11 protein-coding genes are annotated in these 14,565 nt (G+C 60.1%); 8 read left to right on the top strand and 3 right to left on the bottom strand.

The annotated features are described in order from the left end of the window. The first annotated feature begins 171 nt into the window (after positions 1-171). The 5 genes from RG836_RS18265 (at position 172) to RG836_RS18285 (ending at position 6,702) form a co-directional block, all read left to right on the top strand. Positions 172-3,666 (top strand): response regulator, encoded by a 3,495-nt coding sequence (locus RG836_RS18265; RefSeq protein ID WP_310848135.1) that lies wholly within the window; start codon positions 172-174, stop codon positions 3,664-3,666. Continuing rightward, entirely contained in the window at positions 3,666-4,481 is an 816-nt protein-coding gene (locus RG836_RS18270) for a CheR family methyltransferase (protein ID WP_310848137.1), read from the top strand. The genes RG836_RS18265 and RG836_RS18270 overlap by 1 nt, the downstream gene beginning before the upstream one ends. Then, positions 4,478-5,071, top strand: coding sequence for a chemotaxis protein CheB (locus tag RG836_RS18275; RefSeq protein ID WP_310848139.1), 594 nt, complete (start codon positions 4,478-4,480; stop codon positions 5,069-5,071). Before RG836_RS18270 ends, RG836_RS18275 begins: the two co-directional genes overlap by 4 nt. After that, entirely contained in the window at positions 5,065-6,246 is a 1,182-nt protein-coding gene (locus tag RG836_RS18280; RefSeq protein ID WP_310848141.1) for a hybrid sensor histidine kinase/response regulator, read from the top strand. The genes RG836_RS18275 and RG836_RS18280 overlap by 7 nt, the downstream gene beginning before the upstream one ends. A 78-nt stretch (positions 6,247-6,324) precedes the next feature. Beyond that, positions 6,325-6,702 carry a response regulator gene (locus RG836_RS18285; RefSeq protein ID WP_310848143.1) on the top strand — a complete coding sequence of 126 codons (378 nt, stop codon included), beginning with the start codon at positions 6,325-6,327 and terminating at the stop codon, positions 6,700-6,702. A gap of 24 nt (positions 6,703-6,726) precedes the next feature. On the opposite strand, the gene RG836_RS18290 is transcribed toward RG836_RS18285, so the two are convergent. From RG836_RS18290 to RG836_RS18300, 3 genes are all read right to left on the bottom strand, one after another. Further along, on the bottom strand, positions 6,727-8,397 hold the full coding sequence (locus tag RG836_RS18290) for an ATP-binding protein (protein WP_310848145.1): 1,671 nt from the start codon (positions 8,395-8,397) through the stop codon (positions 6,727-6,729). Further along, on the bottom strand, positions 8,394-9,896 hold the full coding sequence (locus tag RG836_RS18295; RefSeq protein ID WP_310848147.1) for an ATPase domain-containing protein: 1,503 nt from the start codon (positions 9,894-9,896) through the stop codon (positions 8,394-8,396). Before RG836_RS18295 ends, RG836_RS18290 begins: the two co-directional genes overlap by 4 nt. Positions 9,897-10,011: 115 nt before the next feature. Further along, a complete protein-coding gene (locus RG836_RS18300; RefSeq protein ID WP_310848149.1) occupies positions 10,012-11,067 on the bottom strand; it encodes a tetratricopeptide repeat protein in 1,056 nt (351 codons plus the stop codon). Positions 11,068-11,259: 192 nt separating this feature from the next. Here RG836_RS18300 and RG836_RS18305 point away from each other — a divergent pair, with 192 nt between their 5' ends. Genes RG836_RS18305 through RG836_RS18315 form a run of 3 tightly spaced genes read left to right on the top strand, consistent with a single transcriptional unit; the run spans position 11,260 to position 14,562 of the window. Beyond that, a complete protein-coding gene (locus tag RG836_RS18305) occupies positions 11,260-13,392 on the top strand; it encodes an FUSC family protein (RefSeq protein WP_310848151.1) in 2,133 nt (710 codons plus the stop codon). Beyond that, a complete protein-coding gene (locus RG836_RS18310) occupies positions 13,382-13,591 on the top strand; it encodes a DUF1656 domain-containing protein (RefSeq protein WP_310848153.1) in 210 nt (69 codons plus the stop codon). Before RG836_RS18305 ends, RG836_RS18310 begins: the two co-directional genes overlap by 11 nt. Next, positions 13,588-14,562: an HlyD family secretion protein gene (locus RG836_RS18315; RefSeq protein ID WP_310848155.1), complete on the top strand. Its 975-nt coding sequence runs from the start codon at positions 13,588-13,590 to the stop codon at positions 14,560-14,562. Before RG836_RS18310 ends, RG836_RS18315 begins: the two co-directional genes overlap by 4 nt. Positions 14,563-14,565 lie beyond the last annotated feature (3 nt).

Here is a 14,565-nt window from a genome sequence, read left to right on the forward strand (position 1 = left end):
GACCCGCGCATAAAAGTCAGCGCCGGGCAGATAGCCATCAGCATAACCCCTTGGTCATGATCTGAAGCAGTTTTATGTAGGATTTTGCTGGCGGAGGTGTCAGAAAATTGGATCAAACCGGCGCGAATGGGGCAAACTCCCTCCTTTTCAACAGTTCACCAAGGTCTCCCCATGTCCCTACCGTTGTCGGTTGATGAGCAGAGTTTCCGCAAACTCCTGAGCCGTAACATCTCTCTGCCGCTGGGTGTGGGGGTGGTCAGTGCAGTGTTTTTCGTGTCGTTGATCACTTATTTACTGTCCGTTATCCAATGGGTCGAGCACACCGACCGAGTGATCAATAACGCCAACGAAGCGGTAAAACTTTCGGTCGACCTCGAAACCGGCATGCGCGGCTATCTGCTGAGCGGCGATGAGCATTTCCTCGATCCTTATGAAACTGCCAAGCCACGCATTGCCGTAGCGATCAAAACCCTCAAGGAGTTGACCGGCGACAACCCGGCGCAGACTGACCGGCTCAATCGCTTGGAAGCTTTGCAGCAGGAATGGACGCAGTACGCGCAGTCGATGATCGACCTGCAGCGCACCAGCGGCGACTTCCGTGGCGCGGTGAAGGCCGGGCGCGGCAAGCGCCTGACCGACGAAATCCGTAAACAATACGAAGACGTTATCGAAACCGAACAGACCTTGCGTACTGCGCGCAATGAAGACGTGCGCCGTACCACCATCTGGAGCATTGGCCTGTACCTGTTGTTCGTCGCCGGTATCAGCGGTTTGCTGGCCTACGCCGGACGACGTGATCTGGTCGCGCTGTCGAACAGCTACAGCGACACCCTGGCAGCCCAGCAGAAAAGTGCGCTGCGCCTCGAACAGCAAGCCTGGCTGCGCAACGGCCAGACCGAGTTGGCCGAGCAAGTGCTGGGGCAACTGACCTTGAATGTGTTGGGGCGCAATATTCTGCAGTTCTGCGCGCAGTACCTCGGCAGCGTGGTCGCGGCTATTTATGTGCGGGAAGAGCACGGCGGCCTGCGGCGCGTGGCGTCCTACGGTTTCTCCCGGGAACAGGAAGAACAGGAGCAGTGGATTTCCAACGGCGAAGGCATCATCGGCCAGGCGTCGCAGGAAGGCCGCTTGATTCGCCTGGACGACGTGCCGAGCAACTACTTCAAAGTCAGCTCCGGTCTGGGTGAAGGCCTGCCGCGTAGCGCACTGGTAGTGCCGACGAGTGACGACGACCGGGTCAACGGGGTGGTCGAACTGGGCTTCCTGCGTCCGTTGATCGAGCGCGATATCGAATTGCTCGAATTGATCGCCGGCAACATCGGCACCTCCATCGAAGCCGCGCGTTATCGTCAGCGCCTGCAAGAAGTGCTGGCGGAAACCCAGCAATTGAACGAAGAGCTGCAAGTGCAGCAGGAAGAACTCAAGACCGCCAACGAGGAGCTGGAAGAACAGTCCCGGGTGCTCAAGGAGTCGCAAGTCAATCTGGAAACCCAGCAAGTTGAACTGGAACAGACTAACGAGCAACTGGCCGAACAGGCGCAGATTCTTGCCGACCAGCGCGACGCGATGGACCAGAAGAACACCGCGCTGAACGAGGCACAGGTGCAGCTCGAAGAACGCGCCGAAGAGTTGCAGCGTTCGAGCAAGTACAAGTCCGAGTTCCTCGCCAACATGTCCCACGAACTGCGCACGCCGCTTAACAGTTCGCTGATCCTCGCCAAGTTGCTGGCGGAAAATCCGCAAGACAACCTCACCGCTGAGCAGGTGAAGTTCGCCGAGTCGATCTACTCCGCTGGCAACGACTTGCTCAACTTGATCAACGACATCCTCGACATCTCCAAAGTCGAGGCCGGCAAACTTGAAGTGCGCCCGGAAAACACCAGTGTGGCGCGTCTGGTCGAAGGCTTGCGCGGGATGTTCCTGCCGCTGGCCGCCGACAAGCGCCTGGACTTCCAAGTGCACTTGCAGCCTGACGCGCCGCACATGCTGTTCACCGACCGTCAGCGCCTGGAACAGATCATCAAGAACCTGCTGTCGAACGGGATCAAGTTCACCGAAAAAGGCTCGGTCAGCCTGACCGTGGCGCGTCACCCAGGGGCCGGTATCGCGTTTGTCGTGCGCGACTCGGGGATTGGTATCGCCGCTGATCAGCAGGACAGCATTTTCGAAGCCTTCCGCCAGGCCGACGGCACCACCAATCGACGTTACGGCGGCACCGGCCTGGGCTTGTCGATCTCGCGGGACCTGGCCAGCCTGCTGGGCGGCTCGATCAGCGTCAGCAGCGAGCCGGGGCAGGGCAGCACCTTCACCCTGGTGATGCCAGAGCACTACGTCGAGCCGGGCGAAGTGCCGGTCGAGCCGATTCGCCTGCAACCGTTCGCCGCGGCACCGCTGCCGCAGGTCACACCGCCACCGGCACCGCTGATTGCCGAGGTCGACATCCCACGCTTTGCCGACGACCGCGATAAAGCGCCGTTCACCACCCGCTGCATTTTGGTGGTCGAAGACGAAGCGAATTTTGCCCACATCCTCTACGACTTGGCTCATGAGCTGGGTTACCAGTGCCTGGTGGCGCACGGAGCGGACGAAGGTTACGACCTGGCGCGCCAGTACGTACCGGACGCGATCCTGCTGGACATGCGCCTGCCGGATCACTCCGGACTCACGGTCTTGCAGCGCTTGAAAGAACACGCCGAAACCCGGCACATCCCGGTGCACGTGATTTCCGTGGAAGATCGGGTCGAGGCGGCGATGCATATGGGCGCCATCGGTTATGCAGTCAAGCCCACCACCCGCGAAGAGCTCAAGGACGTGTTCGCACGGCTGGAAGCCAAGCTGACCCAGAAGGTCAAACGGGTGCTGCTGGTGGAAGACGATGATTTGCAGCGCGACAGCATTGCCCGCCTGATTGGCGACGACGACATCGAAATCACCGCCGTCGGCCTGGCCCAGCAAGCGCTCGACCTGCTGCGCGACAACGTCTATGACTGCATGATCATCGACCTGAAGCTGCCGGACATGCTCGGCAATGACCTGCTCAAGCGCATGTCCACCGAAGACATTTGCTCGTTCCCGCCGGTGATTGTCTACACCGGCCGCAACCTGACCCGCGATGAAGAAGCCGATCTGCGCAAGTATTCGCGCTCGATCATCATCAAGGGCGCGCGGTCGCCGGAACGCTTGCTGGACGAGGTCACACTCTTTCTGCACAAAGTCGAATCGCAGTTGTCCCATGAACGGCAGAAGATGCTCAAGACCGCGCGCAGCCGCGACAAGGTTTTCGAGGGTCGCAAAATCCTGCTGGTGGACGACGACGTGCGCAATATTTTCGCCCTCACCAGTGCGCTGGAACATAAAGGTGCGGTCGTGGTGATCGGGCGTAATGGCCGCGAAGCGATCGAAAAACTCAATGAAGTCGAGGACATCGACCTGGTGCTGATGGACGTGATGATGCCGGAGATGGATGGCTTTGAAGCCACCATCGAGATCCGCAAAGACCCGCGCTGGCGCAAGCTGCCGATCATTGCGGTGACGGCCAAGGCCATGAAGGACGATCAGGAGCGCTGCCTGCAGGCCGGCTCCAATGATTACCTGGCCAAGCCCATCGACCTGGATCGCCTGTTCTCGCTGATTCGCGTGTGGTTACCGAAGATGGAACGTATCTAGTGGAGCGAAATACCGATATCGAACTGCGGCTGTTGATCGAAGCGATCTATCTCAAATACAGCTATGACTTTCGCGATTACTCCGGTGCTTCCATCAAGCGTCGGGTCAAGCACGCGCTGAGCCAGTTCGACTGCAGTACCATTTCCGCCCTGCAAGAACGCGTGCTGCACGACCCCACCATGTTCATGCAACTGCTGCAATTGCTGACGATTCCGGTCAGCGAGATGTTTCGCGACCCGTCGCACTTCCTGGCAATCCGCCGGGAAGTGGTGCCGTTGCTGAGGACCTATCCGTCGATCAAAGTGTGGATCGCCGGTTGCAGCACCGGGGAGGAGGTGTACTCCATGGCCATCCTGCTGCGCGAGGAAGGCTTGCTCGATCGCACGATTATTTACGCCACCGACATCAACCCGCATTCGCTGGAGAAAGCCAAGCAAGGGATTTTTTCCCTGGAAAACGTTCGTGCCTACACCTCGAATTATCAGCAGGCGGGCGGACAGCGCTCGTTTTCCGATTACTACACGGCGGCGTACGACTACGCGATTTTCGACAAGACTCTCTGCGAAAACGTGACCTTCGCCGACCACAGCCTGGCGACGGACAGTGTGTTCTCCGAAACGCAGTTGATTTCATGCCGTAACGTACTGATTTATTTCAACAAGAAGCTGCAGGATCGGGCGTTCGGGTTGTTTCACGAGTCACTGTGCCATCGCGGCTTTCTGGTGCTGGGCAGCAAGGAAACCCTGGATTTCTCGGGCTACAGCAAACAATTCGAAGCGCTGGTCAAACAAGAACGGATCTATCGCAAATCATGAAGGATGCAGCGACTTTGCCTCGCATCGAGGCCATTGTGATCGGGGCCTCCGCCGGCGGCGTCGAGGCCTTGCTGACGCTGTTCAGGCCGATACAACAAGGCTTCGGTTTGCCGATTATCGTGGTATTGCATATCCCTGATGAACGCCGCAGCCAGTTGGCCGAAGTATTCGCCCGGCGGGTCGCCATGCCGGTGCTGGAAGCCGCGGACAAACTCGATATCCAGCCGGGCACTCTGTATTTCGCCGCGCCGGGTTATCACTTGTCGGTGGAGCAGGACCGCAGCCTTTCGCTGAGCCTTGAAGCGCGTCTGCACCATTCGCGGCCGTCGATCGATTACCTGTTTGAGTCCGCCGCCGACGCCTACGGCGAAAAACTGGCGGCGGTGCTGTTGACCGGCGCCAACCAAGATGGCGCCCGTGGCCTGGCGTTGGTCAAGCAGCACGGCGGCCTGACGGTTGTGCAGGACCCGGCTGAAGCCCAGGTGTCGACCATGCCTGAAGCGGCGCTGGCGTTGCACCAACCGGACCATATTCTCCCTTTGCACGGCATCGGCCGTCTGCTTGTCGAGCTGGAACGAATCGCATGCTAAGTGACATCCAAGCCAAATTGCTGATCGTCGACGATCTGCCGGAGAACTTGCTGGCCCTCGAAGCGCTGATCAAGCGCGAAGACCGTGCGGTCTACAAGGCGCTGTCCGCGGACGAAGCCCTGTCGTTGCTGTTGCAGCATGAGTTCGCCATGGCGATCCTCGATGTGCAGATGCCCGGCATGAACGGTTTCGAACTGGCGGAGCTGATGCGCGGGACCGAGAAGACCAAGAACATCCCGATCATCTTCGTCAGCGCCGCCGGCCGCGAACTGAACTACGCGTTCAAGGGCTACGAAAGCGGCGCGGTGGACTTTCTGCATAAGCCGCTAGACATCCACGCAGTCAAGAGCAAGGTCAACGTCTTCGTCGATCTGTTCCGTCAGAGCAAGGCCATGAAGGAACAGGTCGAAGCTCTGGAGCGAAGCCGGCGCGAACAGGAAGCGCTGCTCACACAACTGAAAAGCACCCAGTTGGAACTGGAGCAGGCGGTGCGCATGCGCGATGACTTCATGTCGATCGTCGCCCATGAGGTGCGCACGCCGCTCAACGGGCTGATACTCGAAACCCAGTTGCGCAAAATGCACTTGGCTCGGGACAACGCCGCGGCGTTTACCCTGGACAAAATGCACGCCATGGTCGACCGCGACGAGCGGCAGATCAAAAGCCTGATCCGTCTGATCGAAGACATGCTCGACGTCTCGCGGATTCGCACCGGCAAGTTGTCGATCCGGCCGAGCCGGTTCGACTTGGTGCAACTGGTCAACAACCTGCTGCAGAACTTTGCACCGCAGGTCGAGGCTGCCGAAACCTCAGTGGTGTTCGAGTCGTCGGAGCCCGTGGAAGGGCAGTGGGACGAGTTTCGCATCGAGCAAGTGATCTCCAACCTGCTGACCAACGCCTTGCGTTACGGCGGCAAGAGCCAGATCCAGGTGCGCGTGTACAGTCATGGACGGCTGGCCGTGGTCGAGGTGCAGGACCATGGCATCGGCATCAGCGAAGAGAACCAGAAGCGCATATTCCAGCAGTTCGAGCGGGTCTCGGCGAAAACCGTAGTCGCCGGATTGGGCCTGGGGCTGTTTATTTCCGAGCAAATCGTCGCCGCGCATGGCGGCACCATCACCGTCGAGAGCAAGATCAACGAGGGTGCCCTTTTTCGCGTTTGTCTGCCGCTGTAGGAAAACAGCCCTGATTTACGCAACCTCTGTGTGACCCCATGGTCGTATCAGCAGCTATTGACCGAACAAAGGCTTCCCATGAGTGAAGATGCACAAGACGTTGTATTGATCGTCGAGGATGACCCCTCGATTCTGATGGTGCTTGCCGCCTATTTATCCGGCGAAGGCTACCGCGTATTACAAGCCGAGAACGGTGAACAGGCGTTCGAGATCCTCGCCAGCAAACCGCACCTGGACATGATGATTACTGACTTCCGCCTGCCTGGCGGGATCTCCGGCGTGCAGATCGCCGAGCCTGCGGTGAAGCTGCGACCGGAACTCAAGGTGATTTTCATCAGCGGCTATCCGCAGGAAATCCGCGAGACCGACAGCCCGATCACGCGCACTGCGCCGATCCTGGGCAAACCGTTTGATCTGAATGTATTGCAAGAGATCATGCAGGACATGTTGTCCTGAGCTTGCGCGAGAGATGATCGGCGATCAATCGCGGATCATGTCCCGGACCTTGGCGGTCAGCAGGTCGAAGGTGAAGGGTTTGGTGATCATCTGCATGCCGGGATCGAGGAAGCCACCGCGCACCGCTGCGTGCTCGGCGTAACCGGTGATAAACAAAACTTTCAGATTGGGCCGGTATTGTCGGCCGATTTCCGCCAGTTGCCGGCCATTCATGCCCGGCAGGCCCACGTCACTGATCAGCAGATCGATGCGTTGCGCAGAGTCGAGGATTGGGACTGCGCTGTCGGCATCCGCCGCTTCGACGAAGGCATACCCTAACTCGCCTAATACCGCACTCACCAGTACACGCACGGCCGGGTCGTCTTCGACGATCAGCACGGTTTCGCCTTCGCGCGCGTAAGGCAGTTGCTGGGCATCGGTGGCGGTATCGGGCAACGGTTCGCCACGGAATCGCGGCAGGTAGAGCTTGACCGTAGTGCCTTGGTCGGGCTCGCTGTCGATGGTGACGTGACCGTTGGATTGCTTGCTGAATCCGTAGATCATCGACAGGCCGAGGCCCGTGCCCTGGCCGATCGGCTTGGTGGTGTAGAACGGATCAAACGCACGGTTGATCACGCTTTGCGGCATACCGCAGCCGTTGTCGGTGACAATCAGCACCACGTAATCGCCTGGCGCCAGGTTGTTGTAGGCACTGGTGTAAGCAGCATCCAACTGTTCGTTGGCCGTTTGCACCACCAGTTTGCCGCCATCGGGCATAGCGTCCCGGGCGTTCAGTACCAGGTTGAGCAGGGCACTTTCCAGTTGATTCGGATCCGCCTCGGCCACCCACAGACTGTCATTGAGTTGCATGTCCAACTGAATGCTTTCATTGATGCTGCGCTTGAGCAGCTCGCTCATGGAGGTCACCAGCGCATTCATGTCGACTGCTTTGGAGTCCAGCGACTGCCGGCGCGAAAACGCCAGCAAGCGGTGGGTCAGGCTGGCGGCTCGGTTGGCGGAGGTCACGCCAAGGTCGATCAGGCTGTCGAGGTCTTCGGTGCGGCCCCGGGCCAGGCGCCGACGCAGCAGTTCAAGACTGCCGATGATGCCGGTGAGCATGTTGTTGAAGTCGTGGGCAATGCCGCCTGTGAGCTGGCCGACCGCTTCCATTTTCTGGGACTGGCGCAGGGCTTCTTCGTTGTGCCGCAGTTGGGCGGTGCGTTCCTCGACCTGCTGCTCCAGGGTTTCGAGGGTGGTTTGCAAGCGCATCTCGCTGTTACTGAGGTCGATCAGCCGATCCCTGGCATCGTACTGTCGTCGTCGCCCGCGCAGCGCGGTGGTCACCAGACTTATCAGGGTCGCAGGGTGGAAAGGGCGCTCGAGGAACGTCACGTTCCCCAACTGCGCCCCGAAGCGCGCCGAAGGGTTGTTCTCCGGTCCGCCGTGGTGAGTCAGCAGCACGATCGGCAAGTCGGACCACGCCGGTTGCTGTTCGAGATACACCAGCAAGGTTTCCAAATCAGGGCCAAGCAAGGCTTCGGCGGCAACCAGCACCAGCCCCGCGCCACGATTCAATTCGCTGCATAGATGACTCAGGTTGGGGCAAATGTCTCCGGCGAAGCCTGCCTCTTTAAGCAGCATCTGCGCCACTTGGCTGTCACGGCCCAGCGGCGCGAGAATCAACGCACGTTCGGCTAGCGGTCCCGGCACACTCACTGGCTATCGTCCTTGAGCAGCGGGTTACTGGCGCCAAGATAGGTCGGCACGCCGCGCAACACGCCTTGGAAAGCATCCAATGGTTCGCCGATGGTCATGCCTTTGCCCGAGATACGATATTCACGGATGGTCGATTCATGGCTGCCGGTGCGTTTCTTGATAATTGAAATGGCACGGCGCACCTTGCCCACGGCTTCGAAGTAGCGCAACAGAATCACCGTGTCGGCCAGGTAAGTGATGTCGACCGGTGCCTGCATATCGCCTACCAGACCGTGTTGGGCGACGGTCATGAAGGTCGCCGCGCCTTTGCGGTTCAGGTACAGCAACAGTTCGTGCATGTGCAGCACCAAGGCATTCTCTTCCGGCATCGCGGCCTGGTAGCCGTTGATGCTGTCGATCACCACGGTCTTGATCTGACGTTCGTCTACGCAACGGCGCACGCGGTGGGAGAACTCCCCCGGTGACAGCTCGGCGGCGTCAACTTGTTCGATCAGTAGATTGCCGGTGGCTTGCAGTGCAGCAAGGTCGATGCCGATGTTCTTCATGCGCTCGAACAGCAGGCCCAGTTCTTCGTCGAAGATAAACAGCGCGGCTTTCTCGCCACGCCTGACCGCGGCGGCGGCGAAGATCATCGAAATCAGCGATTTGCCGGTACCGGCCGGGCCGAGGATCAAGGTGCTGGAGCCGGTTTCGATGCCGCCTCCGAGCAACGCGTCCATTTCGGGGATGCCGCTGCTCAGTTGCAGGCGTTCGTAAGCGCCGCGGTGTTCGGCCGCCACCAGTCGCGGAAAGACGTGCACGCCGTCGCCCATGATGGTGAAGTCGTGGAAGCCACCACGGTATTTCTGCCCGCGATATTTCACCACGCGGATGCGTCGACGCTCGGCACCGTAGTTCGGCGTGAGTTCTTCGAGGCGAATCACGCCGTGGGCGACACTGTGTACCGTTTTGTCCAGGGATTCGGTGGTCAAGTCATCGAGTAGCAACACGGTCGCGTCGTACCGCACGAAGTAATGCTTGATCGCCAGGATCTGCCGTCGGTAGCGCAAGGAGCTTTGCGCCAGCAGGCGGATCTCCGACAGACTGTCGAGAACCACGCGGGTGGGCTTGACCCGTTCCACCACTTCGAAAATCTGCTTGGTCGCTTCGCCCAGCTCAAGGTCCGAGGAATACAGGAGGCTTTGCTGGTGTTCGGCGTTGAGCAGGCTTTCTGGCGGGGTCAGCTCGAAAATGTGGATGTTTTCATCCAGCTCCCAGCCGTGGGACAGCGCGCCTTGGCGCAATTCACGTTCGGTTTCCGACAGGGTGATGTACAACGAGCGCTCGCCGGCTTTGGCGCCCGCCAGCAGGAAGTGCAACGCGACCGTTGTCTTGCCGGTTCCGGGTTCTCCCTCCAGCAAAAACACGTGGCTGCGAGAAAGACCGCCGGACAGGATGTCATCCAGACCTTCGATGCCGGTTGCGGCCTTGGCGCTGATGAACTCGTTGGATGTGCTCAAAAAAAACCCTCTCATGACTAGGGAAGTGAGGCAGCAGGGCTGTTGTGCCTGAAAAGACTGCCTGATCAACTGACCTTTTGCCATCACCGGGGTTCCGAGGAGTTTAGCGTCAATTTCAAAGACCTTGCTGCAATGCCGGGTCGTCCGGATTGAGTTGTTCCAACTGCGCCAGGAGGATTTGCACATTCTGTAACTGGCCGCTTTCTTTCCAGTAATTGATCAGCAGCACCCGTGCCTTGCGATCGGCCGGATAACGCTGGACGATTTCCTCCAGTTGCTTCTGCGCTGCCTCCAGTTCCTGCTCGCCGTGCAGGGTGGTGGCGAGGTCGTAACGGTAGTCTTTGTTGTTCGGCTCCAGCTCCACCGCTTTCGACAAACCGAGCACCGCGTACTCTGGCTGGCCGTGGTGCAGCAGCCACAAACCGAGGGCGTGTTGCAGATAGGCGGAGTTCGGCTGAGCTTGCAGTTGCTTGGCCAACAGCTGGCGCGCGGCGTCGTTCTGGCCCTGGCGGTCGAGCACTTCGATCTGCATCACCAGCGCCGGCAGATTGCCTGGGTCCAGACGCAGGGTGTTTTCCAAGGCTTGTTGCGCAGCCTTCAGTTCGGCGTTGTGCAAATAGAGGCGGGCCAATTGATAGGCGTTGGCAGCACTTTCCGGCTGGCTCTTGATCTGCGATTCGTAGGCGTCGATGGCCTGTTGCAACGGCGCGAAGTACAGGCCCAGTTCATCTGGCGACAAACCCAGCAAAGCATTGACCGTGGCGAAGCGCACGCTTTGCACCGGGTCGTCGAGCAACGGCCCGAGCAACAGGCTGCGCTGGCCACTGGGCACCAGGCCTAGCACGCTTTTGATTGCGGCCTGGCGCACGTCCACAGCGCTATGCAGCAAATGTGCATCCGCCAGTTTCAGGGCCTGAGGGCTTGGGTAGTTGGGCAATTCGTTAAGCAGCCAGATACGCCGCTTGGCCGACAGGTCCGGGCGCCCGAGTTGCTGATACAGTACCCGCGCGGCGCCCGGCTGACCGTTGCGCGCCTGGGCCAGGGCTTCGCTGTAACCATGCTTGATCGCATCGGGGATGACCGGCGCGCTGGTACGCAACAAGCCCCAGGCGAGGCCCAGGACACACACAAGACAGAGGCTGACGAGCAGAAAACGGCGGGGCTTGGACATGCAGTGATCCGACAGCTGACAAGCGATTGCAAAGATGCCAGCTTCGGTCAGCACGCGCCTTGAGTCAAACGCAGACTGGCTTTAGCCTACCCGGCCTGGCGATTTTGCCCACAACACCCGGCGGCTTCGAAAGCTGTCGAGACCGCCAGTCTGTGTCTACGCTTGCTGGACCCGCCCCCTTTGAGCCTGACCATGCCGTCGCTGATCCTTTATTTCAAAGCCATCCTTCATCCCAACCAAGGCATGCTGTTGTTTGCTCTGACGACCATTGTCGCCGGCTTGCTGACCTTGTACCTGGCGTTTGTCTTCGATCTCGACCAACCCAAGTGGGCCATCATGGCGGTGGTCATTGTTAGCCAGCCGCTGGCGGGGATGGCCCTGGCGCGCAGTTTCGGCCAGGTGATCGGCACCACCGTTGGCGCAGTGGTGGCGGTGTTGATCATGGCGGTATTTCCTCAGGCGCCGTTGCCATTCCTGGTCACGCTGGCGCTGTGGCTGGCGCTGTGCACTGCGGGCGGCACCTTGCTGCGCTACACCAGTTCACAGGCATTTGTGCTCAGTGGCTACACCGCAGTGGTTGTGGCGCTGCTGGCGGTGCCAGCGCCAGACGGCACCTTTCAACTGGCGGTGACCCGCGTCACCGAAACCCTGCTGGCGGTTGCCTGCGTCTGCGTGGTCAGCTTATTGACGGCGCGCCCGGAAGCGGTCGCCCGAGGTTACTTTGCCAAGGTCGACCAAGTGATTCGCCTGCTGGCCGTTCATGCAGCGGCGGTGTTGCGAACCGAGGAAAGCGACGCCGACTTCCATCGCCGCCAGACCCAACTCCTCGGTGAGATCAGCGCCCTGGAAGGTTTGCGCCGCCACTTGTATTTCGACGCCCCCCGCCTGCGCATCGCCCATCAATTGGTACAACTGTTGGGCAACCAATTGGTGCTGCTGACCTCGCGCTTGACGATATTGCGCCATCAACGGGAGTTGATTCGCGAGCACTGGGTGGGTGAACTGCCGGCGCACGTCCAGGAACTGCGCGAGCAGGAACTGGCATTCCTCGATGAGCTGGCGCAGAACGGCCGCGGGTTGTCAGAGGAGTGGCGCCAGCGCTTTGTGGCGTTGCAGAATCGCTTCGACAAGCAAGCCTACCTGGCGGAGCAGATGACCGAAGACCTGCCGGCGACTCTGCGCTCCCTGGCCTGGTCGTTGCGCTGGGAGCAGGCGCGGCTGCTGCAACAGCTCGAGCATATTCTCGAACTCAGTGACGCCATACAGGACGGCCGCGAAGCCAGCTGCATGTACCGAGGGCAACAAAATCCTTTGCATCTCGACCTGACACTGGCGGCGATGAATGCGACGCGAGCGTTCGTCGCGCTGCTGATCGGCGGGTTCGTCTGGATCGAAACCGCGTGGGACGGTGCGCGTGGCGGGCTGATCCTGGTGGGCATTCTGTGTTCGCTGATGGCGACGTTCCCACGACCGCTGCTGGCCAGTCAGAGTTACGCCCGAGGCATGGCAATGGCGCTGGTGATCTCGGCGTTCTACCAATTCATGCTGGTGCCGATGGTCAGTGACTTCGAATTGCTGGCGTTGCTGCTTGCGCCGCTGCTCTACGTGGTGGCGATTGGCTTGTCGAGCCCGGCCACTGCCGGCATGGGTATTGGCCTCGGGTTGACCAGTTTCCTGCTGCTCGGACCGCAGAATATCGGCACTGGGCAGAACACCGCGATGCAGTGGTTCGAATTTGCCGGCGCCTATGTCAGTGCCGCTGCATTGGCGATCATGGTCTACGCCTGGATTTTTCCCTACAGCCCGGGCTTGCGCATGCGTCGGTTGTTCAAGGAGAACCGCGACGAGGTGCACGCCTTGCTGCAGAACATGGCCAGCGACGAGCGGCAGTTCGCCTTTGAAAGTCGGCTGGTCGATCGCCTGACCATGATGCAAGCGTTGTTGCCGTCAATTAAAGACGCTCGCTCCGCTGAGTTATATGAAGTCAGCCTAGCTTTTATGGCGCTGGGCACGTCGCTCAGCCAGCTCCAGCAACAGGCGCAGCACAATCGCTTGTTGGGAGCGGACTTGCAGCGCCGGTTGCTGGCCGCAGTGTACGACGCCGGACGCAGGGTCGGCGGGCAGGTGGAGGCGAACTTGTCAGAATTGCTGGGCCAGTTGACGACCCTGGGTGACGAACTGGATAACCTGCATATCAGCGGTCACGAACACCTCTGGTCGGTGTTCCGCATGCGCGTCAGCGTGCTGATCGTGATGTCGTTCCTGCAGCGTTATCACCCTTATCTCGAACCCGAAACCACAGGAGTACCGGCGATTGCCCATTGATTTCGAAGTCGGCGGCGTCTATCTGCCGCCGATCGCCCAAGCGCTGTTGCTGGCGATTCCGCTGTTTCTGATGCTCGACTGGGGGCTGCGGCGCTTGGGGTTGCTGCGGTTTGTCTGGCACGAAGCGCTGTTTGAAGGTGCGTTGTACGTCTGTGTGTGCGCCACGCTTATTTTGTGGATGGGGAGCTTGAATACGTGAAGAACATTCTTCCGCGATTACTGACCGTCGTTGTGGTGCTGCTGGCGTTCGTCCTCGGCTGGTTTGCCTGGGAGCATTACACCCGTGCGCCCTGGACCCGGGACGCACGGGTGCGCGCGGACGTGGTGACGCTGTCGGCGGACGTCTCCGGGCGTATCGTCAGCCTCGGCGTGCAGGACAACCAGCATGTGGAAAAGGGGCAAACGTTACTGGAAATCGACCCGGCCCGTTATGCCTTGGCGGTGGAGCACGCCAAGCGTTCGGTGGAAGTGGCCAAGGCCTCGCTGGGGCAATCCCAGGCGACCATCACGTCCAGTCAGGTGTTGCTGAAACAACGCGAGAGCGAAGAGCGCCGTCGCCGTTCGCTGCGCCAGGGCTTCGCAATTTCCGGGGAAGAGTACGAGAAATCCAACACCGAAGTGGCCGTCGCCCAGGCTGACCTGTTGCGCAACCAGGCCAATCTCGGGCTGGCGCAGGCCAATGTGCAACTTGCGGTGGCCGCTTTGCACCAGGCCGAACTTGACCTGCAACGCACCAGGGTGCTGGCGCCGGTCAGCGGCTACGTGACCAATCTGCTGACCCGTCAAGGCGACTACGCGGTGGCCGGCGGGGCTTTGCTGGCGCTGGTCGACAGCGAGTCGTTCTACGTCAGCGGTTATTTCGAAGAAACCAAGTTGCCACGAATAGAAGAGGGCGATCGAGTGAGGATCGAGTTGATGAGCGGCGAACGCTTTGGCGGTACGGTGCAAAGCATCGCGTTTGCCATCACCGATCGGGAGAACGCGCCCGGCAATCGATTGCTGGCCGACGTCAATCCGAGCTACACCTGGGTCAAACTCGCGCAACGGGTGCCGGTGCGGATTGCCATCGACCCGGATTACGCAGGCATCGACCGCTTGCGCGCGGGAACCACGGCCACGGTCACCGTGGTAGAAAAACGCGAGACGAAAAAAAGCCCCGCGACCGAGTAGGTG

The organism is Pseudomonas rhizozeae, assembly GCF_031583775.1.
GTDB lineage: Bacteria > Pseudomonadota > Gammaproteobacteria > Pseudomonadales > Pseudomonadaceae > Aquipseudomonas.